Annotated in this window: 21 protein-coding genes; 10 read left to right on the top strand and 11 right to left on the bottom strand. The window is 59.6% G+C overall.

The annotated features are described in order from the left end of the window. The first annotated feature begins 158 nt into the window (after positions 1-158). Positions 159-1,949 carry a long-chain fatty acid--CoA ligase gene (locus tag AB5Y76_RS01455; RefSeq protein ID WP_263718831.1) on the top strand — a complete coding sequence of 597 codons (1,791 nt, stop codon included), beginning with the start codon at positions 159-161 and terminating at the stop codon, positions 1,947-1,949. Between the two features lie 81 nt (positions 1,950-2,030). On the opposite strand, the gene gshA is transcribed toward AB5Y76_RS01455, so the two are convergent. The 4 genes from gshA to AB5Y76_RS01475 all read right to left on the bottom strand — a co-directional run bounded on the left by gshA (position 2,031) and on the right by AB5Y76_RS01475 (position 7,943). Continuing rightward, the gene (gene gshA / locus AB5Y76_RS01460) at positions 2,031-3,629 is read right to left on the bottom strand and encodes a glutamate--cysteine ligase (protein WP_263718829.1); all 1,599 of its coding nucleotides are present in this window, start codon (positions 3,627-3,629) and stop codon (positions 2,031-2,033) included. Between the two features lie 61 nt (positions 3,630-3,690). Beyond that, positions 3,691-6,504: a pitrilysin family protein gene (locus AB5Y76_RS01465; RefSeq protein WP_263718827.1), complete on the bottom strand. Its 2,814-nt coding sequence runs from the start codon at positions 6,502-6,504 to the stop codon at positions 3,691-3,693. Positions 6,505-6,531: 27 nt separating this feature from the next. Further along, positions 6,532-6,969 (bottom strand): YqaA family protein, encoded by a 438-nt coding sequence (locus AB5Y76_RS01470; protein WP_005348990.1) that lies wholly within the window; start codon positions 6,967-6,969, stop codon positions 6,532-6,534. Beyond that, entirely contained in the window at positions 6,966-7,943 is a 978-nt protein-coding gene (locus AB5Y76_RS01475; protein ID WP_263718826.1) for an NADP-dependent oxidoreductase, read from the bottom strand. Before AB5Y76_RS01475 ends, AB5Y76_RS01470 begins: the two co-directional genes overlap by 4 nt. A 56-nt stretch (positions 7,944-7,999) precedes the next feature. On the opposite strand from AB5Y76_RS01475, the gene AB5Y76_RS01480 reads away from it, so the two are divergent. Continuing rightward, positions 8,000-8,167, top strand: coding sequence for a hypothetical protein (locus tag AB5Y76_RS01480; protein ID WP_005308905.1), 168 nt, complete (start codon positions 8,000-8,002; stop codon positions 8,165-8,167). Positions 8,168-8,221: 54 nt separating this feature from the next. Here AB5Y76_RS01480 and AB5Y76_RS01485 read toward each other — a convergent pair whose 3' ends face one another. Next, positions 8,222-9,232 carry a Preprotein translocase subunit SecY gene (locus AB5Y76_RS01485; RefSeq protein WP_263718824.1) on the bottom strand — a complete coding sequence of 337 codons (1,011 nt, stop codon included), beginning with the start codon at positions 9,230-9,232 and terminating at the stop codon, positions 8,222-8,224. A 255-nt stretch (positions 9,233-9,487) separates the two neighbouring features. Here AB5Y76_RS01485 and AB5Y76_RS01490 point away from each other — a divergent pair, with 255 nt between their 5' ends. Both AB5Y76_RS01490 and AB5Y76_RS01495 read left to right on the top strand, forming a co-directional pair. Further along, positions 9,488-9,784 carry a hypothetical protein gene (locus AB5Y76_RS01490; RefSeq protein ID WP_021229026.1) on the top strand — a complete coding sequence of 99 codons (297 nt, stop codon included), beginning with the start codon at positions 9,488-9,490 and terminating at the stop codon, positions 9,782-9,784. Positions 9,785-9,805: 21 nt separating this feature from the next. Then, complete coding sequence (locus AB5Y76_RS01495) at positions 9,806-10,156, top strand: hypothetical protein (RefSeq protein WP_190973210.1); 351 nt, start codon at positions 9,806-9,808, stop codon at positions 10,154-10,156. Between the two features lie 49 nt (positions 10,157-10,205). On the opposite strand, the gene AB5Y76_RS01500 is transcribed toward AB5Y76_RS01495, so the two are convergent. From AB5Y76_RS01500 to rpsF, 4 genes are all read right to left on the bottom strand, one after another. Next, positions 10,206-10,946, bottom strand: coding sequence for a ferredoxin--NADP reductase (locus tag AB5Y76_RS01500; protein WP_263718820.1), 741 nt, complete (start codon positions 10,944-10,946; stop codon positions 10,206-10,208). Between the two features lie 101 nt (positions 10,947-11,047). After that, entirely contained in the window at positions 11,048-11,494 is a 447-nt protein-coding gene (gene rplI / locus AB5Y76_RS01505; RefSeq protein ID WP_005340490.1) for a 50S ribosomal protein L9, read from the bottom strand. A gap of 52 nt (positions 11,495-11,546) precedes the next feature. Continuing rightward, positions 11,547-11,777 (bottom strand): 30S ribosomal protein S18, encoded by a 231-nt coding sequence (gene rpsR, locus AB5Y76_RS01510; RefSeq protein ID WP_005308890.1) that lies wholly within the window; start codon positions 11,775-11,777, stop codon positions 11,547-11,549. Between the two features lie 30 nt (positions 11,778-11,807). Further along, positions 11,808-12,194, bottom strand: a complete 387-nt coding sequence (gene rpsF / locus AB5Y76_RS01515; protein WP_005308887.1) for a 30S ribosomal protein S6 — start codon at positions 12,192-12,194, stop codon at positions 11,808-11,810. Between the two features lie 237 nt (positions 12,195-12,431). Here rpsF and AB5Y76_RS01520 point away from each other — a divergent pair, with 237 nt between their 5' ends. The 3 genes from AB5Y76_RS01520 (at position 12,432) to AB5Y76_RS01530 (ending at position 15,229) form a co-directional block, all read left to right on the top strand. Further along, complete coding sequence (locus tag AB5Y76_RS01520; protein WP_005340487.1) at positions 12,432-13,655, top strand: Nramp family divalent metal transporter; 1,224 nt, start codon at positions 12,432-12,434, stop codon at positions 13,653-13,655. A gap of 110 nt (positions 13,656-13,765) precedes the next feature. Beyond that, positions 13,766-14,623, top strand: coding sequence for a hypothetical protein (locus AB5Y76_RS01525; RefSeq protein WP_263718816.1), 858 nt, complete (start codon positions 13,766-13,768; stop codon positions 14,621-14,623). Between the two features lie 162 nt (positions 14,624-14,785). Continuing rightward, the gene (locus AB5Y76_RS01530) at positions 14,786-15,229 is read left to right on the top strand and encodes a PACE efflux transporter (protein WP_005358045.1); all 444 of its coding nucleotides are present in this window, start codon (positions 14,786-14,788) and stop codon (positions 15,227-15,229) included. Between the two features lie 127 nt (positions 15,230-15,356). On the opposite strand, the gene hupA is transcribed toward AB5Y76_RS01530, so the two are convergent. Beyond that, positions 15,357-15,629, bottom strand: coding sequence for a nucleoid-associated protein HU-alpha (gene hupA / locus AB5Y76_RS01535; protein ID WP_005340484.1), 273 nt, complete (start codon positions 15,627-15,629; stop codon positions 15,357-15,359). Between the two features lie 337 nt (positions 15,630-15,966). On the opposite strand from hupA, the gene AB5Y76_RS01540 reads away from it, so the two are divergent. Together AB5Y76_RS01540 and AB5Y76_RS01545 are read left to right on the top strand one after the other, a co-directional pair. After that, a complete protein-coding gene (locus AB5Y76_RS01540) occupies positions 15,967-16,449 on the top strand; it encodes an Rsd/AlgQ family anti-sigma factor (RefSeq protein WP_005348975.1) in 483 nt (160 codons plus the stop codon). A gap of 100 nt (positions 16,450-16,549) precedes the next feature. Then, on the top strand, positions 16,550-16,930 hold the full coding sequence (locus AB5Y76_RS01545) for a PilZ domain-containing protein (protein WP_263718813.1): 381 nt from the start codon (positions 16,550-16,552) through the stop codon (positions 16,928-16,930). Between the two features lie 80 nt (positions 16,931-17,010). Here the strand turns inward: AB5Y76_RS01545 and radA are convergent, their stop codons facing one another. Further along, positions 17,011-18,378, bottom strand: a complete 1,368-nt coding sequence (gene radA / locus AB5Y76_RS01550; protein WP_005340481.1) for a DNA repair protein RadA — start codon at positions 18,376-18,378, stop codon at positions 17,011-17,013. Positions 18,379-18,478: 100 nt separating this feature from the next. On the opposite strand from radA, the gene AB5Y76_RS01555 reads away from it, so the two are divergent. Then, a complete protein-coding gene (locus AB5Y76_RS01555; RefSeq protein ID WP_263718808.1) occupies positions 18,479-20,857 on the top strand; it encodes a PilZ domain-containing protein in 2,379 nt (792 codons plus the stop codon). The last annotated feature ends 12 nt before the right edge of the window (positions 20,858-20,869 follow it).

The raw sequence follows: 20,869 nt of genomic DNA on the forward strand, positions 1-20,869 counted from the left end.
CAGTATCGGCCAGTCTGCGCAAAGGGAGAGCTATTTGCGCTCTTTGTGATCCAAGACAAACGGCGAACACTTGTAAGCTGTAATGTTGGAGTTTAAACTCTAGCCCGATTTTTAGTGCCCTCGCGGGCGTACAACTGTAATTAAAGGATGTTTAACTGATGCCGAAGCTTCATCTGGTTCGACTGATGCGTGAACGTATTGCCCAGCTTGGCAACAAGGCTGCCCTGCGGGTTCAGCAAGATGGCCAGTGGCGCGCCATCGGCTGGCGTACTCTGGGCCAGGCCATGGACTACTGCGCACAGGCGCTGATCCGTGCCGGCCACCAGCCAACCGAAATGGTCGGCATCTATGCCCGCAACATGCCGGAGTGGACTCAGGCCGATCTCGGCATCCTTGCCGCCCGCGGTGTCAGCGTCCCTATCTACCCCACCAGTACGCTCGATCAGCTGCGCTACATCGTCAAAGATGCCGGCATCAAGGTGCTGTTCGTTGGCGAACAACCCCAGTTCGATCAGGCGCTGCAACTGATTGAAAGCGGCGAGATCCGCCAGCTCATCGCCCTCGACGGCAGCGTCAATCTGCGCGGCTGCGAGCAGGCGAGTCACTTCCAGACATTTCTGGTCTCCGGCAACCATCAGCCCAGTGAGCAGGAACTGCGAGTACGGGAAACCCAGTACCGGATGGATGATCTGCTGACCCTGATCTACACCTCAGGCACCACCGGCGAGCCCAAGGGGGTCATGCTCGATTTTGCCAACATCGCCGCCTGTTTCGAGATGCACAACAGCCGCCTCGACCTCAATCAGCAAGATGTGTCGCTCTGCATGCTGCCGCTCAGCCACGTGTTCGAGCGGGCCTGGAGCTACTACGTGCTCTATTGCGGCGCCGAGAACGTCTATATCCGCGATCCGCAGAAGGTGATGGATGTGATTGGCGAGGTGCAGCCGACCGTAATGTGCGCCGTGCCGCGCCTCTACGAGAAGGCCTACGCCATGATCCAGGCCAAAGTCGCTCAGGCTCCGGCTCTGCGCCGCGCCCTGTTTGGCTGGGCGACCAAGGTCGGCAAGCAGATGGTTGCCACCCGTCAGGCGGGCAAGTCCGCTTCCCCGCTGCTCTACGGCCAGCTCTGGCTCGCCGAGCGACTGGTGTTTCGCAAGCTGCGCGCCCGCTTTGGCGGCCGCACCCGCTTCCTGCCGGTGGCGGGCGCCCGTCTGGCCGACGATGTGAACCTCTTCTTCCAGGCGATGGGACTCAACCTCAAGTATGGCTACGGCATGACCGAGACCACCGCCACCGTCTGCTGCTACGAAGACAGCCAGTTCAAGCTCGGCTCCATCGGCACGGCACTGAACGGCATCGAGGTGAAGCTGGGTGAGAACAACGAACTGCTGGTGCGCTCCCCCACCGTGATGCGCGGCTACTACAACAAGCCGGACGCGACCGCCGAGGTGATGACCGAGGAAGGCTTCCTGCGTACCGGCGATGCCGGTGAGCTCGACAGCCAGGGCAATATCTACTTCACCGAGCGCCTCAAGGAGCTGATGAAGACCTCCAACGGCAAGTACGTGGCTCCGCAACTGGTGGAAGGGACCATCGGCAAGGATCGCTTTATCGAGCAGATCGCCATCGTCGCCGATGCCCGCCACTTCGTCTCGGCGCTGATCGTCCCCTGCTTCGAGTCGCTGGAGGAGTACGCCCGCTCCATCAACCTGCAGTACCAGTGCAAGACCGAGCTGTTGCGCCACTCCCGGGTGATGGAGTTCTTCGAAGCCCGCATCGCCGACTTGCAAAAAGAGCTGGCCAAGTTCGAGCAGGTGAAGAAGTTCACCCTGCTGCCGAGCGCCTTCTCCATGGAGCTGGGTGAGCTGACCCCCACTATGAAGCTGCGCCGCAAGATCATCGAGGCAAAATACCAGAGCGAAATCGAGGCCATGTATAACCACGTCTGATATCGCTCAGGTTCAGAGAAATCAAAAAGCCGCTCACTCGAGCGGCTTTTTGTTGGCACTTTGGTCGGTACGAACACGCCTTCAGGCCGTGGTGGTACTGGTACCGAAGTAGTCGGCCAGGAAGTCATCGAACGACAGGCTGTCACTGCGCTCGCGTTCGCGCTGCTTGGCCAGCGAATCCTTCGCCTCACCGGCAAAGTAGGCCTCATCCCAATACTGCAGCTCCCCTGCCAGCAGCTCCTTGCGATAGCGGGTCGCCAGCTTGTCACCGTAGCAGCCGTTGTCCTTGCCGCTCTCCAGCAGCTCCTTGAGCATGCGGGCGGAGTAGGTGAGCTCGGGGTTGAGCAGCTTCTCGCGGTGCATCGCCAGCGTCTCGCGGTAGCGGTTGCGGCCACAGCAGCGATCCAGCAGATCGGCCACCTGAGCCAGCTCGTCGAACAGTTTGAGTCCGTACTCTTTGAGACCAATGGCGTTGCCCTGCTCATCTTCCAGCGTCAGGCCGGGACGACGCCCTTCCAGCACCACCTTGTTCTGGTTGCGGCGGTTGCGGGCAATCTCCTCGTCACTCAGCACCGGAGAGGGGCGCAGCAGGCACCAGACCAGGAACAGATCGAAGAAGCGGATCTGGTCGGCATCGATACCGAGCGGGGTGAAGGGATTGACGTCCACGGTGCGCAGCTCGATATATTCGATGCCGCGCTGATCCAGCGCATCCGAGGGCTTCTCGCCGCTGCGCGGGGTACGCTTGGGGCGGATTGGGGCGTAGAGCTCATTCTCCAGCTGCAACACGTTGTCGTTGAGCTGACGATACTCCCCATCCACCTTGACCCCGATCTTGGCAAAGTCGGGATTGTGGGTGTTGATGGCGCGGCGCAGGCTGCTGACATAGGCCGGTAGATTGTCGTGGCTGATCTTGAGCCCAGCTTGGGCGCTGTTGGTGTAACCGAGATCGGAGAGACGCAGCGCAGTGGCGTAAGGCAGATAGAGGGTTCCCTTGCCGGTCTTCTCGAACGGCAGGTTGCTCTTGCGCCCTTTGAGGAAGGATTCGCAGATGGCCGGGGAGGCACCAAACAGATAGGGTACCAGCCAGCCGAAGCGGTAGACGTTGCGAATAAGCCCCATGTACTTGTCGGAGATAAAGCGCTGGCTGCAGCACCCTTCGCACACCAGATCCTGCCACTCGCTCCAGAAGCTGTCGGGCATGGAGAAGTTGAAGTGCACCCCGGCGATCACCTGCATCAGGCTGCCGTAGCGGTTCTTCAAGCCCTGACGGTAGAGAGTCTTCATCTTGCCGATGTTGGAGCTGCCGTACTGGGCCAGCCGGATACTCTCTTCCCCGCCGACGAAGCAGGGCATGGAGAGCGGCCAAATCCGCTCGTCACCCAGATGCTGAATCACATGGTGATGGATGTCGCCGAGCTGCTCCATCAGGCTGTCGATGGAGTCGGTGGCCGGGGTGATGAACTCCAGCAGGCTCTCCGAGTAGTCGGTGGTGATATTGGGATGGGTCAGGGCCGAGCCCAGCGCCCGAGGATGGTCACTCTGTGCGAGTCGGCCATCCGGCGTGATGCGCAGGCATTCACGTTCGATCCCGCGCCGGATCCCCTTGAGCGCGGTGAGGCGCTCCGGTGATCCCAACGCATTCAGCAACTCGGTGAGCGACAAGCTTGTTGTAGTCATATTCACGGCTCATGTGAGGCCGCCCCATCCGGGGCGGCTCTTGATTTTTATAAAGCGTCAGTTACGGCAACTGCAGCGGATAGATGGGAAGATGAAGCTCCTTCAGGGGTTTTTCAAGCTTTTGCTTGTCTCCCACCACCACGATCACCATGTCGGCCGGATTGAGCCAACGGGCCGCACTGGCCTTCAGCGCCTCGGGCGACACCGTTTTGATCAGGTTGTTCTGGGCCTGCACATAGTCCGGCTTCAGGTCATACATCACCATCTGCAGCAGGAAGCCCGCCTTCTGGCCGAGGGTCTCATAGGAGAGGGCATCCTGCTGGGAAACCGCGCTGCGCATATAGGCCAGCTCGACCGGGGTCGGGCCGCTCTTGCGGTAGTTGTCCATCTCCTTGAGGAACTGGCGGATGGCATCCACAGTCGCATCGGCCCGCACATTGGCGCCGGTGGCGAAGGTGCCCACCTCGCGGTTGGCGGAGAAACCCGAGCTGGCGCCGTAGGTGTAACCCTTGTCTTCCCGCAGGTTGAGGTTGATGCGGCTGTTGAAGTTGCCACCCAGATTGAAGTTCATCAGCCCGGCGGTGAAGTAATCCCCCGTGGTATCGAACGGCATGGCGCGACGACCGATGCGGATCACCGACTGGGGCGCCCCCGGTTTGTCGACCAGATAGATGCCAGGCTTGGCCTGCTCACCATTGAGCTTGAGATCCCCCAGGGTCGGCGTGGCCCCCTTCCACTCGGTCAGGAAGCCAAGTTGCTCCTCGCTCTGCTTCTGGCCCACATCACCGACCACCACCACTTTGGCGTTGGTGGGGTTGTAGTAGGCCTGATAGAAGTGCTTCACGTCAGCCAGGGTCAGCTTGGCCACATCGGCCGCAACCCCGTCGGTAGGTTGACCGAGGCGGTTCTGCTTGCCGTAGACCAGCTCGCGGAACGCCTGCCCGGCCAGCCACTCGGGCTGTTGCTGGGCCTGTTGCATCCCTTGCAGCAGCTGCGCCTTGACCCGCTCGAAGTCCGCCTCCCGCATGCCCGGACGCTCCAGCACCTCGCGCACCAGCGCCAGGGTCTGGGGCAACTTGTCCGCCAGCGAGCTGACGGTGATCAGGTTGTTGTACTGGGCGCTGGAAACATCAATGCTTGAGCCCAGCTTTTGCAGCTCGTCGCTCAGCTGAGCCTCGGTCAGGCGCACCGTGCCCTGCCCCATCATGGCGGCGGTCAGATTGGCTAGCCCCAGTTGCCCCTTATCTTCGGCACGAATGCCGCCCGGCAGGGCAATCATGATGGAGACGGCCGGGATCTCGTCACTCTTGGTGCCGATGATCTCGATGTTCTTGTCGAGCTTGCCGTGCCAGATGGCGGGCACCTTGACGCTCACCGCCTCGCTCGCCTTGGGCTGCACGCTGCGATCGAAATTGTCTTTTACCGGTCGTTCGGCCAGCGCCTCGTCATGCTTGCTGTAATCCGGCAGCTCGCGCTTGGCGGGGGTAAAGTTCGGGGTGGCAACCTGCCACTCTGTCTTGCCCTTGGGCACCACGCTCAGCACCACCGCAGGCTTGCCGGCGATGAACTTGTCGTAGGCGGCCTTCACCTGCTCAGGTGTCACCTTGCCGATGGCATCCAGCGTCTTGAACACATAGTTGGGATCCTGGGCAAACACCTGACCCATGGCGAGCTGGCTCACCTTGCCGGAGACGCTGTCCAGACCCCAGATGGCGGAGGCGCGGTACTTGGCGATCGCCTTCTCCAGATCTTCCGGTTTGAGGCCGCGCTGGGCGAACTCGCCAATCACCTTGTCCACCTCCCCCTTGAGGGTCTTGAGGCTGCCATCCTGCGACGGATTGGGGTAGGCGTAGACGGTCAGGGTACAGGCCAGCTCTTCGCAGTAGTGGGACGCCCCCACATCGATCGCCTTGCCGGTTTTCACCAGCGACTGGTAGAGCATGGAGCTGGCGGAGCCGCCGAGTACGTCGGCAAACATGTCGAGCGCAGGCTCCTGCGGATCGCCAAGAGAGACGGTGGGGTAGCTGATATAGAGCAGCGGCAGGTGTACCTTGTCCTGCAGCGTCACGTAACGGGTCTCGGGCAGGGTCACCGGCTTTGGCGTCGGCTCGGCCACGTCCGGGCCGCGCGGGATGGAACCGAAGTACTTCTCGATCCATTCGAGGGCCTGCTTGCTGTCAAAGTCGCCGCCCAGAGTCAGGGTGGCGTTGTTGGGGCCATACCAGCGCAGGAAGAACTGCTTGAGGTCGTTCACATCGACCCGGTCGAGATCTTCCACGTAACCGATGGGCTGCCAGGAGTAGGGGTGAGTACGCGGATAGAGCGCCTCCCCTACCTTTTCGCTCACCAGCCCGTACGGCTGGTTGTCGACCCGCTGGGCCCGCTCGTTCTTGACGGTGGCGCGCTGGATCTCGAACTTCTTCTGGCTCACCGCATCGAGCAGGAAGCCCATCCGGTCCGCCTCCAGCCAGAGCACTTTTTCCAGCTGGTTGGCCGGCACAGTCTCGTAGTAGTTGGTGCGGTCCTTGTTGGTGGTGCCATTCATGTCGCCACCGGCTTCGTTGATGATCCGCATATGCTCCTGATCACCTACGTGTTTCGAGCCCTGGAACATCATGTGCTCGAAGAAGTGGGCGAAGCCGGACTTGCCGACCGTCTCGCGGGATGAGCCGACGTGATAGGTCACATCGAGGTGCACCAGCGGATCGGAGCGGTCGGGCGCCAGGATCACGGTCAGGCCGTTGTCCAGCTTGTACATCTGGTAGGGGATGGCGAGCTTGCCCTCCTCCTTGCCCTGTTCGGCGATCAGGGTCGGTGCCGCCAGCACCGGCAGGGTGAAGCCCAGCAGAATCGTTAAAGGTATGACTTTGTTCACGGTAACCTCGTGAGTGACAAAAACAGGCTAGAAAATATGACTGGCCAGCAGAAAAACCAGGGCATAACGGAACAATTTGCCGAGCCCGATCAGAATGAGAGAGCGCCAGAAGGAGAGGCGCAGCCAACCGGCCAACAGACAGAGACCATCACCGACCACCGGCGTCCAGGCAAGCAGCAGACACCAGTGGCCATGTTGTTTGAGCCAGCCGAGGGCTTTTTGTTCCCCACGGCCTTGAAAATCTTCCGGTTTTTTCTTGAAGGTGGCGAGCCAGCCGAGCCACCAGGTGGTCATGGATCCGAGGGTATTGCCCAGCGTCGCCCACAGCAGCAGGCTCGCCATGCTCCACTCCCCCTTGGCCGCCATGGCCCCCAACAGCACTTCGGAGCTACCTGGCAGCAGGGTGGCGGAGGTGAATGCGCTTAAAAAGAGCCACCCCAGCCCCATCTCCATCATCTCGCTCATCCGGGCAGGCCATCGGCCGCAGGCATGCGCAGCAGCAGCTTGCCGCGTACATGGCCCCCTTCGATGCCCTGGTGGGCCAGCGCCCCCTCGGCCAGGGGGAATTCACCGGCGAGGGTAACCTTCACCTCACCCTGACGCAGCAGCATCAACATCTGCCCCAGCTGCTTCTGGTCGGGGTGAACCAGCATGCCGACCACCTCGATACCCGCCGCAGCCCCAGCATCCTTGATCAACTGGGCAGTGATGGTGGGTACCGTCACCAAGCGGCCACCCGGCTTGACGCAGGCGAGCGCCGCCTTGCCGCTCTCGCCGCCTACCAGATCCAGCACCAGATCGACCTGGCCGACCTCTGCCACCACCCGTGCTGGCCAGTTCGCATCGTGGTAATCCACCATCCAGCGCGCCCCCAAAGCATGGAGGAAGCCATGGTTGTCCGGGCTGGCGGTAGCCACCACCTCGGCGCCATAGGCGTTGGCAAACTGCAACGCCAGATGGCCGACACCACCGGCACCGGCGAGGATCAAGACCCGCTGGCCGCTCTGGAGGGCGCCGTGCTCAAACAGCCCCTGCCAAGCGGTGAGACCGGCCAGCGGCAACGCGGCCCCCTGCTGCAGGCTCACCCCGTCGAGCTTGACCAGCTCGTTTTCGCTTGCCACCACAGACTCCCCGTAGCCACCGGCAGCGAGGGGAAAACCGACCATGCCGCACACCAAATCCCCCTCGACCAGCGAGGTCACGCCGGGGCCCAGCTTCTCCACCACGCCGGAGACGTCATAACCCGGTGTCCAGGGCAGCTTGCCCTTGTTCTGGGCCGCCGCCCAGCCAAGACCGGCGCGAGTTTTGGCATCGATGGGATTGACCCCCGCAAAGCAGATGCGTACCCGCACTTCGCCATCGGCTGGCACCTTATCGAGGGAAGGGTTGAGCTTGAGTACCGAGGGGTCACCGAATGCGGTAATCTGTAGTTGCGTCATTGCACAATCCATCCTGTTGATTGATCAAGGGTCAACAGAATAACAGCGAGGACACCATGGCTCGAATGTTTCTTATTCCTCTGTTGCTGGCACTGGGGTGGTGGGCGTTTCTGCTCTACTTCCGCATCCCGCTCAAACAGGGGGCCAAGGGGTTTTACTGGATCATCGGCATCGGTGGCGGACTGGCCGCCTTCCTCAGCCTGATGATGGTGCTGACTCACTGAATTCCACAGCCACTCGATAACGAAAAAGGCCACCGCGTTCCGGTGGCCTTCTCACTATCCGGGTTGCTGCTCCAGCGCCGGATTGAGGTAGTAGTGGCGATTGCTCCCCTGCCCCAACACCCCTTGCGACAGCAGATGGTGGAACACCCGATCCACCTCCTCCAGCGAGAGTGACAAAGCCTGCGCCACCGAGCGCTTGCTGCACTTGAGCTCACCGCTCACCAGCGCACCGCGCACCTGCGCCAGCACCTCGGGGGCGGGCTCGGGCGGCAGCATGGGCTCGGGCTGGGCTGCCATCGCCAACGCTGCTTGCGCCTCTCTGTGAGCTTGATCCTGCTGCCAGCGCCACATCCGGCGAAAGCGGTTCTCCTCGCCGATCAGGCTGACGAAGAAGGCACCGAACACGTCGAGCAGCACCGAGAGGAAGCAGACCAGCAGGAACTGCACCTGACTGATGCTCATCCCTACCCCGTCCGCCAGACTGCTCATCAGCCCCAGCATGGAGGATTGTTCGTTGACCGGCTTGGCATCGCGCTGCTGACGCAGCTCATCCTGCTGCAAGCGCAGCTTGGTGTTGGCATGCTGCAACGAGGAGACGCCACTGGAGATGCGCTCCAGCTCGATATATTTGCGGGCTGCCTCCTCGTTGAGCTGGATCTGCCGCTCGATGCTGGCGATCTGCTCGTCGAAACGGGCAAGCTCCCGCTCGTGGCGCGCCTGCTGGCTCAGTACCGTATTGGTGGCGCTGTTGATGCCACCAATACTGCCGCCGATGGAGATGGCCGCCAGCACGCTGTAAAACAGCAGCGACCAGAAAGCACCACTCAAATCCCGTCGCGCCTTGCGCTCGCCGTACTCGTACCAGACGTAAAACTTGCCCAGCTCGAAGATGATGGCCAAGCCGCCGAACAGCCACTTCATCAGCGGGTTGTCGTCGATGGAGAGGAACAGCAGCAGGGAGAAGATAATGGAAGCCAGAATGGCCAACCCGGTGAAACTGTATACCGTCGTCAGAGCAAACCACCCCTTGGGGTAGCGCAGTGTGGAGGAGTCCTGTGTGGTCATGATGAAGGGGTGTGCTGTGCAGGAAAAGTTGGCTGCCGATTATAGTCGCCAGACTCGCCCAGAGAAGGGCAAATGACTGAATTCCTTGAGATTGGCAACCAGCTGCCCAGAGTGCGACCAAAACGGACAAATCGGCAGCAGAAAAGCGATACAATCCCTCCCTGACTTGATCATGTAGTGAGATGGGGAACAGTTCCGCCCGGGTTCAGCTCCGGTCTGTACACTCATCCACCGTTGCAATTATCCGAGGCCATCATGAACAGTAAGACCACTTTGCTACTCTCCCTTCTTCTGGTTACCGGCAGCGCCGCAGCGACCCAGCAATATCAAGAGAGCAGTGGCTCCGAATTCTCAGTCGATGAGCTTAAATTCAACCTGGACTGGGATGACAAGCAGTTCGGCTGGACCCAGAACGACTGTCTCGACTTGGGGGTCGGCGAAACCGCCCCGGCCGACTGCAGGGCGGTCAAATTCAATCTGGAAGATGAAGAGAACCGCAACCAGCCGCCGCAAACCAACCAGATCCCTGCCAACTCGCAGAGTGGCCAATAACGACAGGAGAGTACCCTTGCGATGACCCAAGCCAAACACAACCCTGTTATCCGGCGCGGCGCCCTGCTGCTCTCCCTGCTGATGGCACATGGCACCGCGGTTGCGGCGCCGCCAAGCAAAAACAGCGATGGCATCAAGATCTCCGGTGATGACATCAAGATCAATCTCGACTGGGATGACAAAGAGTACGACTGGTGGCAGGACAACTGTCTGGATCTTGGCATTGGCGACAGCCGGATCAAACTCAACTGCGACAAGATGGATGGCAAGTACCGGGATCACTACAACCGCAGCATCCACAGCGGCAATAACCCCGGGCAAGGTCACGACAAACAGAAAGATAAAAACAAAGGCAACGGCAAGAAGAACTGAACGCCCTCTCCTGATGCAGCAGGGGCCTGGCGCCCCTGTGCTGATTTTTTTACCAATAATTCTCCGCACTGATATTGCCCGGCGCACGCCGCAGATTCTTGGCCAACCCCAGCGCCAGCAAGGTCTGCTGGGTCTCTTTCACCATCTCCGGATTGCCGCAGATCAGCACCTGACTCAGCTCGGGTGAGAACTCCAACCCCACTCGATCCTGCAACTGACCATTGGCAATCGCCGCCGGGATCCGCCCTGCCATTGCATCGGGCCAGGGCTCGCGGCTGACAAAGGGGACATAGCGAAAGCGCGCGCCATATTGCTCGGCAAAGCTGGCGATCAAATCCTGATAGCTCAGCTCCTCGCCTTTACGTACCCCATGCACCAGCACCAGATTCTCGAAACGGTTGAAGGCTTCCCCATCGGCCAGCATGGAGAGGAAGGGGCCGATGGCAGTGCCGGTCGAGAGCAACCAGAGATCGCGCCCGGCGGGCAACTCATCCAGCGTCAGAAAGCCGGTGGCCTGGGATTGCACCTGCAGGGTATCGCCTGCTTGCAGCGAGCCGAGGGACGGAGTCAGCTCACCGCTCGGGATCTCGACCAGATAGAACTCGTGGTATGGCGAAGAGGGGGGATTGACGAAGGAGTAGGCGCGCTGAATGCGGCGATCGCCCTGCTCGAGGGCCAGCTTGGTGAATTGGCCTGCCTTGTAGGGAGCCAGCTCGGCCGCTACCCGCAGGGAGAACAGAGTGGGTGTCCATTCGATGCGTTCGATGACGCGACCTTCTACCCAAGCCATAGGGATCTCCTCCAGTGGAACAGACCTTCACTCTACCCCCGGGCCGGAAAATAAAAAACCCGCGCAAAAGCGCGGGTTTTCTCTGCAAAAGCGAATCGCTATTACAGGGCAACAACCTGGATCTGTACGGTTGCTTTAACGTCAGCGTGCAGCTGAACAGCAACTTCGTAGTCACCGGTGTTACGCAGAACGTTGCCCATGCGGACTTCGCTCTTGGCAACGGCTACGCCGGCAGCAGTGATGGCTTCAGCCACGTCACGGGTACCGATGGAACCGAACAGCTTGCCTTCGTCGCCAGACTTGGAAGCGATAACCACGGTAGCCAGTTCGGCCAGCTTGGCAGCACGCTCTTCAGCAGCAGCTTTGTTGGCAGCCAGTTTGGCTTCCAGCTCAGCGCGACGAGCACCGAAAGCTTCGATGTTGGCCTTGGTGGCCATAACAGCTTTGCCTTGCGGGATCAGGTAGTTACGGGCATAACCAGATTTCACGGAAACTTGGTCACCCAGACCGCCCAGTTTGGCGATTTTGTCGAGCAGGATAACTTGCATTACCTTTCCTCTATAAATTTCGTTGAGTTAGGCTTAAGTGCCGGGCCGATTCTTACTTGTTGTGCAGATCGGTGTACGGCAGCAGAGCCAGGTAACGAGCACGCTTGATGGCGCGTGCCAGCTGACGCTGATACTTGGCGCGGGTACCGGTGATACGGCTCGGTACGATCTTGCCAGATTCAGTGATGTAGTTTTTCAGAGTAACGATATCTTTGTAGTCGATCTCGGTAACGTTCTCGGCGGTGAAGCGGCAGAACTTACGACGACGGAAATAACGTGCCATGGCCTTTATCCTCTAGTCAGTGATCCAGAATTACTCTTCGGAAGCAGCTTCAGTAGCTTCTTCGCGGCGCTCGTCGTCACGACGGGTGAAGCGCTCTTCTTTGGCCTTGGCCATCGGAGAAACTTCAGTCACGGCGTGCTTGGTGCGCATGATCATGTTGCGGATAACGGCATCGTTGAAGCGGAAGTTGGTTTCCAGCTCATCGATAACGGCTTGCTCTGCTTCTACGTTCATCAGAACGTAGTGGGCTTTGTGCAGTTTGTCGATCGGGTAAGCCAGCTGACGGCGGCCCCAATCTTCCAGGCGATGAATGGTACCACCGGAGGTGGTGATGGCGCCGGTGTAACGCTCGATCATGCCGGGAACTTGCTCGCTCTGGTCCGGATGAACCATGAAGACGATTTCGTAATGACGCATTTTAGCTCCTTACGGATTAATTCAGCCTCCGCCCAGGTGCAGCCAGACCTCGGAGGCAAGGAACATAAAGGTGTTTAGTCGCTGCTTTTCTAGGGCGGCGTATTGTACGAAATCACATCCCTCACTGCAACTGACCGCCTTAAATGTTTTTCCCGATGGAAATCATCAGAAACAACAATTGATAATGATTATCACTTAGATCTATTCTCTCTCCATATCCTTATGGAGGGTGATGCCATGCAACCCGCACTGACGACTACGATTCCAGCCCGCAAATTCAAACTGACCCTGCTCGGGCCTGCCTTTATCGCCGCCATCGGCTATATCGACCCGGGCAACTTCGCCACCAATATTCAGGCGGGCTCTACCTTTGGCTACCAACTGCTCTGGGTGGTGGTATGGGCCAATCTGATGGCCATGCTGGTGCAGACCCTCTCGGCCAAACTTGGTATCGTCACCGGCAAGAATCTGGCGGAGCACATCCGCGACCGACTGCCGAAACCGGCGGTCTGGGCCTACTGGGTGCAGGCAGAGATCATCGCCATGGCCACCGATCTCGCCGAATTTATCGGCGCCGCCGTCGGCTTCAAGCTGCTGCTTGGCGTGACCTTGCTTGAAGGAGCCTGTATCACCGCCGTGGTGACCTGGGGGATCCTGATGTTGCAATCCCGTGGCCAGAAACCGCTGGAGTTCGTGGTCGGTGGCCTGCTGCTGTTTGTCGCGGCGGCCTACATCGTCGAGCTGATCTTCTCCCGCCCCCATCTGCCCAGCCTGCTGGAAGGGGCTCTCTTCCCCGGTCTGCCCAACAGCGATGCCGTCTATCTGGCCGCCGGTGTGCTCGGTGCTACCGTGATGCCCCACGTTATCTATCTGCACTCGGCACTGACCCAGCACACGCAGGATCAGGGCTCGGTCAGCCAGCGGCTGCACACCACCCGGGTCGATGTGGCGATTGCCATGACCATCGCCGGTTTCGTCAATCTGGCGATGATGGCGATGGCGGCCGCCGCGTTCCACAGCTCGGGCCACCAGCAGGTAGCGGAGCTGGAATCCGCCTACCAGACCCTCACTCCGCTGCTGGGTCAGGCTGCCGCCACCCTGTTTGGCCTCTCGCTGGTCGCATCCGGCATCAGCTCTACCGTGGTGGGCACCCTGGCCGGGCAAGTGGTGATGCAGGGCTTTGTCCGCTTTACCATCCCGCTCTGGCTGCGTCGCGCCATCACCATGGCTCCCGCCTTCGTGGTAATCGCCATGGGACTCAACACCACCGAAATTCTGGTGTTGAGTCAGGTGATCCTGAGCTTTGGCATCGCGCTGGCCCTGATCCCGCTGTTGATGCTAACCGGCGATCGGGCGCTGATGGGGCAACATCGCAACCATCCGGTCACACAAGCCGTCGGCCGCCTTATCGTTGCGCTGGTGATCGGGCTCAATGCCTATCTGCTGGTCGCCATGATCTAGCGAACCTAAAACCGAGAAGAGAGGCTCATTAACTCCGGTTAATGAGCCTCTTCGCACTTTGGCGTATGCTGCCGCTTTCTCTTCTCATTTATCGTTGCGGGAGCCTTGCCATGGAACATACCCGAGCCAGCTTCGTACTGGGCCATCATCAAGAGCAGGCCAGCGTGGTCTGCTGCCAGCGCGGTGACACCACGCTGCTGGTCACCGACCTCACCCCCTTTCATCCCCAGAGCCACCTCTGGCCCGATCAGCCGGGGGATGTAGGCCATGTTCGCTGGGAAGGGGGCGAAGCCACCATTGGCCCTTGCCGAATGGGGGCCATCAGCCCGGATGGCGAGCTGTTCGTCGATACTGCCATTCCGGTCAAACGGGGCGCTGAGGGGTGGCGTTTCGTGGTGGTCCATCCGCTGACCGGTGACCATGAGCTGGCCGTTGGCAGCCAGGTCGAATTGCAAGTAGATAGCGCTGCCCGTCACGCCCTGAGTCTGGGCCATAGCGGCTGCCATCTGGCCGCGATGGCGCTCAATCGAGTACTCACCCCCTACTGGCGCAAGGATGTAAGCGAGCGCGATGCACTGGGCCAGCCCGACTTCGACCGCCTGGCTATTCAAAGCTCTCGGGTCGAGCCTTGTGGATCGCGAGAGCAGTACCGCATCGGCAAGAGCCTGCGCAAGAAGGGGGTCAACAGCGAGGCGCTGCTGGCAGATCTGGCGCTGATTGAAGAGAAGGTCAACCAGCAACTGGCCGACTGGATCGCAGCCGGAGGCGAGATCCGCCGTAGCCGCGCTGGCGAGGCGATCATCGATTCCCGTTACTGGCACTGCATGCTGGAAGGCCAAGAGGTGACCATTCCCTGTGGTGGCACCCATGTTGCCTCGCTCGCCGAGTTGGGAGAGGTCAAGGTACAGCTCACTCAAGTGGAAGAGGGCTTTGCCATGCTGACCCGGGTCACGCCAACCGGCGCCTGAGTCGCAGACTTGACCACTCAGGGCTAACGCCCAAATTGGCAATAGAGACGTATCGCAAAGAGGGGGCATCATCATGCCCCTCAACGCCAGTCACGACGGGCCGATGCTTCTCTTTTAACCACTCCCTGATTAGAATGCGCCTCCCACAGGAGGCATATCCCCATGAGTAGTACTCAACTTCGCACCACCCCTGATCGACTTCGTTATCTGGTTCTCTACGAAGGCATCGGGCTGGCACTGGTCGCACCGCTGATCAGCCAGCTGTTCGGTCAGGGCGTCGCCGAGGTCGGTTCGCTGGCCATCTTCTTCTCCATCGTCGCCACCGCCTGGACCTATGGCTGGAACCTGTTGTTCGACAAGGGGTTGCTCAAACTTTGCGGGCGCACCAACAAGCGACCACTGGACCGCTTCCTGCACGCGTTTGGCTATGAGGCGAGCTTTATGATGCTCTCCCTCCCCTGCGTCATGTTCTGGCTCGATTTGGGAGTGTGGGACGCCCTGATGCTGGATCTCGGCTTCGTCGCCTTCTACCTCGTCTACATCATGGTCTTTACCTGGGCCTATGAGCGGATCTGGCCGCTGCCATCCAACCCGCAAACGGCATAAGGCCACAGCCGCAACGAGGCTGACAGAAGGAATTGTCAGGAAGGACTAATAGGAAGGATGGGAGAATCCCATAAAAACAATGCCAGTCAGCAAGCCGACTGGCATTGGACAAAACAGACTTTAGGACTTACTTGACTGCGTCTTTCAGAGCCTTGCCAGCCACGAATGAAGGCACGTTGGCAGCAGCAATCTGGATCTCTTTACCAGTTTGCGGGTTACGACCGGTGCGGCCTGCGCGGTGGGTGACCTTGAAGGTGCCAAAACCGACCAGTTGCACAGCATCGCCTTCTTTCAAGCTCTGGGTAATACCATTGATGATCTCTTCCAGAGCCACTTTGGCCTGAGCTTTGCTCAGATCTGCTTTGGCGGCAATCGCATCGACAAGTTGAGCTTTGTTCATAACATTTCCTTTATGATCGGGCATTTAGCGCTGGGTCACTCTATGCAAAAAAAAACGCACAGGCAAAGCCTTTATCGAGCCGAACGCGTCAAACGCTGGGGTTTTCATCAAGATCTGCGGAAATAGTCACATTCCACACGCGAAAAACCGTGAGTAGGCCTGAAACCTGCTAGCACGCAGACACAATCTGCTGACTATTTCTTCGCCACTTAACATTATCCCCCCATGGCTATTGACGCTTGCCCAGATTTTCCCTAGTTATAGGTTGTGTCACTGCTCAAACGGCTCGGAATACCGAACAATCGGCCAGCCTTTGCCCCACGGAGGGATAGGGATTATGTTGACGAAACTGGAACAGACCAAGCAGGCGCTGGCAGGCAAGCATAAAGCTATCGACGACTGGCTGGATGCAAGGCAAGCATTGCTGGTTGGATACATGCAGCTGGCAGGCCTCACTCCGGCGCGGACCAAGCAACGCAGCCTGCCCAAAACAGAAGAGCTGCATCAGTTTTGCGACCGCCTGGTCGACTATGTCAGTGCAGGCCATTTCGAGATCTACCACCACGTCGTCACCGCCTTCGAGCAAGCCAGCGGCGAAACACTGGAGCTGGCCAAACGCATCTATCCCCATATTCGCAACAGCACTGAATTCGCCCTCGAGTTCAACGACAAATACAGTGATGCCGACGAGGCCCAATTGCTGCTACTGGATGATGATCTCAACGAGTTGGGTCCGGTTCTTGAAGAGCGGTTCAAACAGGAAGATCGCCTGGTCAAGGCGCTTCATGTGGTGGAATCCTTGAGTACCCAGCAAGCCTGAATGCCATTTTCGGAGCAAGTTCAAGATACTGGCAACCAAGGTGGATTACACTCAGAGCTATGACCCTAGCGTCCACACTTATTGCATACAGGAGATGAGCATGTCTGAGCGCCGCCGTTTTGCACGGATCCTCTACTTGACCATGGCAGAACTCACCCAGGGGGAACAGAAGTGGCAGACCCAGCTTGTCGACGTCTCCTTGCAGGGGGCCCTGCTGATCCGCCCCGACGACTGGGAGAGCCGTGACAACAAGGAATACCAGCTCAGCTTTATCCTGAGCGGTAGCGATATCAAGATCAAAATGCAGGTCGAGCTGACCCACGAAGCCAGCAAAAAACTGGGGTTCTACTGCCACCACATCGATATCGACAGCGCCACCCACCTCAAGCGGATGATCGAGCTCAACGTCGGCGACGAAGAGCTGCTCCACCGCGAGCTGGAACAACTGCTGAGCGAACATCTGGAACATAGCCAGCCCTGATGGCAGGTACAGCCCATAAAAAAGAGCGCCGAGGCGCTCTTTTTCCGTTGTGCTCTTGTATCGATTGCAATGCTGAGAGATTACAGCGCCTCGAGTGCCTCAGACAGCTTCTTGACCGGCACCACTTCCATCCCTTCGATGGGATGCTTGGGGGCATTGGCGTGCGGCACGATGGCACGACGAAAACCGTGTTTGGCCGCCTCCTGCAACCGCTCCTGGCCGGACGGCACAGGGCGAATTTCACCGGAAAGACCCACTTCGCCGAACACCACCAGATCCTTGGGCAGCGCCTGATCCCGGAAGCTGGAGACCATCGCCAACAGCAGCGCCAGATCCGCACTGGTCTCCTCGACCTTGACTCCGCCGACCACGTTGATGAAGACATCCTGATCCGCCATCTGTAGCCCGCCGTGACGGTGCAGCACCGCCAGCAACATGGCGAGCCGGTTGTGATCCATCCCCACCGCCACCCGCCGCGGGTTGGAGAGCTGGGAGTAGTCCACCAGCGCCTGCAACTCCACCAGCAGCGGCCGGGTGCCCTCCCAGATCACCATGACGATGGAACCAGGCGCCTGCTCCTGCCCCCGGCTGAGGAAGATGGCGGAGGGGTTGCTCACCTCGCGCATCCCCTGTTCGGTCATGGCAAAGACCCCCAGCTCGTTGACCGCACCGAAGCGGTTCTTGTGAGAGCGCAGGGTACGAAAACGGGAGTCATGGCCACCATCAAGCAGCACAGAGCAGTCGATGCAGTGCTCCAGCACCTTGGGGCCCGCCAGACTGCCATCCTTGGTCACATGGCCCACCATGAAGATGGCCACATGATTCTGCTTGGCGTAGCGGGTCAGCAACGCAGCCGCTTCGCGCACCTGAGAGACTGAACCGGGGGACGATTGTACATCCGCCACATGCATCACCTGAATGGAGTCGATCACCATGATCTGCGGCTGCTCCTGCTGGGCAATCAGGCAGATCTGCTCGACGCTGGTCTCGGAGAGCATCCGCAGCTTGTCGGTAGGCAACCCAAGGCGGTTGGCCCGCATCGCCACCTGCTGCAGCGACTCCTCACCCGTGACATAGAGGGTCTTCATCCGCTCAGCCAGACCACACATAGTCTGTAGCAGCAGGGTCGACTTGCCCGCTCCCGGGTTGCCGCCGATCAGAATGGCCGAGCCGGGCACCACACCACCGCCAAGCACCCGATCCAGCTCCTTGAAACCTGAGGTAAAACGGGGAATTTCGGTGGTGGCGATCTCTGCCAGTGTCTGTACCTGACTGCCGACCGCGCCGGCATAACCGGTGTAACGGGCACTCTTGCCAGCGGGGCTCACCGAGCCGAGGCGCACCTCGGTGATGGTATTCCACTCCTTGCACTCGCTGCATTGACCTTGCCAGCGTGTGAAGTCGGCACCACATTCGGAACAAACATAAGCAGTTTTATTTTTGGCCATTGATAACTCGGGGACAGGATGAATTCCTGCTTGATATACTTGTTTGCGACCGACAGATCAAACCCAGAATCGGAAAAGTGACTTTCCGTGGCAGGAACAAATGGATTCAGAACACCAGCAACATCTGATTGAACAACTCGTCCCCTTGCTGCGGGAGAAAGATTTCGAGGAGATCTTCAACCGCATGACTCAGGAGGAAAACAGCAACAGCCGTTTTCTGATCAAGATGGAGCTCAAGCGCAAGTGCTCCCCCTGCCGCAGGGTCATCGACATGCGCGATGAGCTGGAGGATGAGTGCCTGGTGCATGAGTTCGACGGCATCACTCACTTCATGCCCGCCGATGCGATTGCCCTGTTCCAGTCCCAGTGCTATCTCTACCGCGATATCTATACCCTCGGCGTCTACGAGGCGCTGCAACAGTGGCAAAAACAGCACCACAACGCCCGCGTGGATGGTCAGCTGTCGCCGCCGGCCAGCCCCTTCCGGCAATATGATGTCAACACCATTGCCTTTGCCAGCTACTACGGCCGCCGTCAGGAGCGGATGCACTTCAGCTCGCCGGTGCTGATCAAGTTTCAGGACGGGGAAAAGTTGTTCGCCAAGAGTTCCGATCTCTCGCTGGGTGGCATGCGGGTCTCGGTTCCCTATCTGCCGAACTATCACACCGGCGCCCAGGTGGAGGTCTTCTTTACCGGACTGGAGCGGGATACCCCCAATCCGGTGCTGCACCAGCCGGTCGGCTATCAGATCCTTGGCGAAGAGAGCAAAGAGGGGAAATACTGGCTGCGGCTGGTGCGATCCGGCGAACAGCCAGCCTTTGATGCCTTCCTCAGCGACTTTATCGATGCCAACAAGATCCGCTATCGGGTCAGCGTCGACTATCTGCTCTCCGCCGCCATCATCAAAGGGTATGAGCAGTTCTACCTGCCGCGGATGACCGGTATGCCGCTCTTCTTCGGCACCGGCGACAGCCCCAATCTCGAGATAGCCCTGCGTACCGAGAACAACCAGCACCTGCTGGAGTATTGGCGCGATGAAAAAAACCGCGATGCCCTCGCGGGCCTTTTCAGCGCAGAGCGGATGAAACGGCTCTGCCCGGCCCCCGGCACCACCACCGAGACCATCATCTACTGCTTTACCCACACGGTGCGCAGCCACATCTACTTCTTCTCCGCCACCGCCGAGGAGCTGCGCCAGAGTGGCCTCACCGCCCTCTTCTTCCAGGTAGGCTCCCGCCGCCCCAGCTGGCGAGTCTACAAGTTCACGCTGGAGGCGTGCGATCTGATCGAAGCAGATGTGGGACAACTGCAGGGGCAGGACAACCCGCAGTTACAAGACATCCTGCTGCTCGAGCGGCTCAAGCAGATCGGCTATTGCGGCCTGCTGCAGGAGATCGGCCAGGAGTCCCAGCGGGAAGAGTTCCATCAGGAAGGGGTCAGCAACAACGCCAACGAGCTGCAACGCTTTGGTCACGAACAGGGAGTTGCCCCGTTCGAGATCGAGACCCTGCACTATGTTCAGCTGCGCAAGGAGTCGCGCTACATCCACAAGACGGCGGTCGCCATCCATCACAACGGCAAATCCTGGATCGGCTGGACCCGCGACATCTCGACTCACGGCCTGCAAATCGAGCTGGAAGATGCCTTTATCGGCGAGAAGAACGATGTGGTGACCATCGCCCTGCCCCGCTTGCAGGAGCTCTCCAAGAGCATGGATCTGCAGCGCCTCTCCTACCGGCTGGTCAGCCTCAACATGACCCGCACCGTGCTGCACCTCTGCATCGAAGGGGATTCGGATCGCCATACCGGCCGCCAATTCTTCAGCCTGCTGATCGAGAGCAACCAGAACAAGCTCAAGGCAGCGCAGGAGCAGCGCCGCTATCGCGGGCTGGCGCGGGCCCTGCGCAACATCTATACCCACCACCTGTTCAACTCACCGGTCTACGTCAACAAGCTGAAAGGCGCGCCCAAACCGGCCTCCATCGGCAAGTCTCTGCAACCGCGCAGTCTGCAGCGGCTGCTGCAAGCCTGTGCCGAGCTGCCGGAGCAGGAGAACCTCTACCCGCTGTTTCAGGGGGAGCTGCTCAAGGAGCTGCTGATGAACCCGCTGCGTGCCATCGAGCGGGAGGACAAACCGAGAGAGGACGAGGTCTATATCGCCAGCATCCAGACCAAGGCCGGCCTGCCCATCTTCAGCAGCCGGCTGGCCAGCAGCTTTGCCAACCTCAAAGAGAAGCGTCAGTTCATCGAGCTGGCGCAGCAGCAGGGGGAGTTCTACTCGGTGCTGGTCGGCATCTCCCGTACCGGACGGCCCGACACCAACTTCATCGCCAACGAGCTGGACTACATCGCCAAGTTCGCCATCCACAAGGCGCGCAAGCTGGAAGAGGAGCTGTGGAGCGTGGTGGGGGTGGGCGAACTGACCGATACCACCCAGGCCACCCTGTTCCGCTTTGGCATCACGCCGCCGCTGAACTGATGATCCGGAAAC

The sequence above is a fragment of the Aeromonas sp. R1-2 genome (assembly GCF_040908505.1).
Lineage (GTDB): Bacteria > Pseudomonadota > Gammaproteobacteria > Enterobacterales > Aeromonadaceae > Aeromonas > Aeromonas veronii.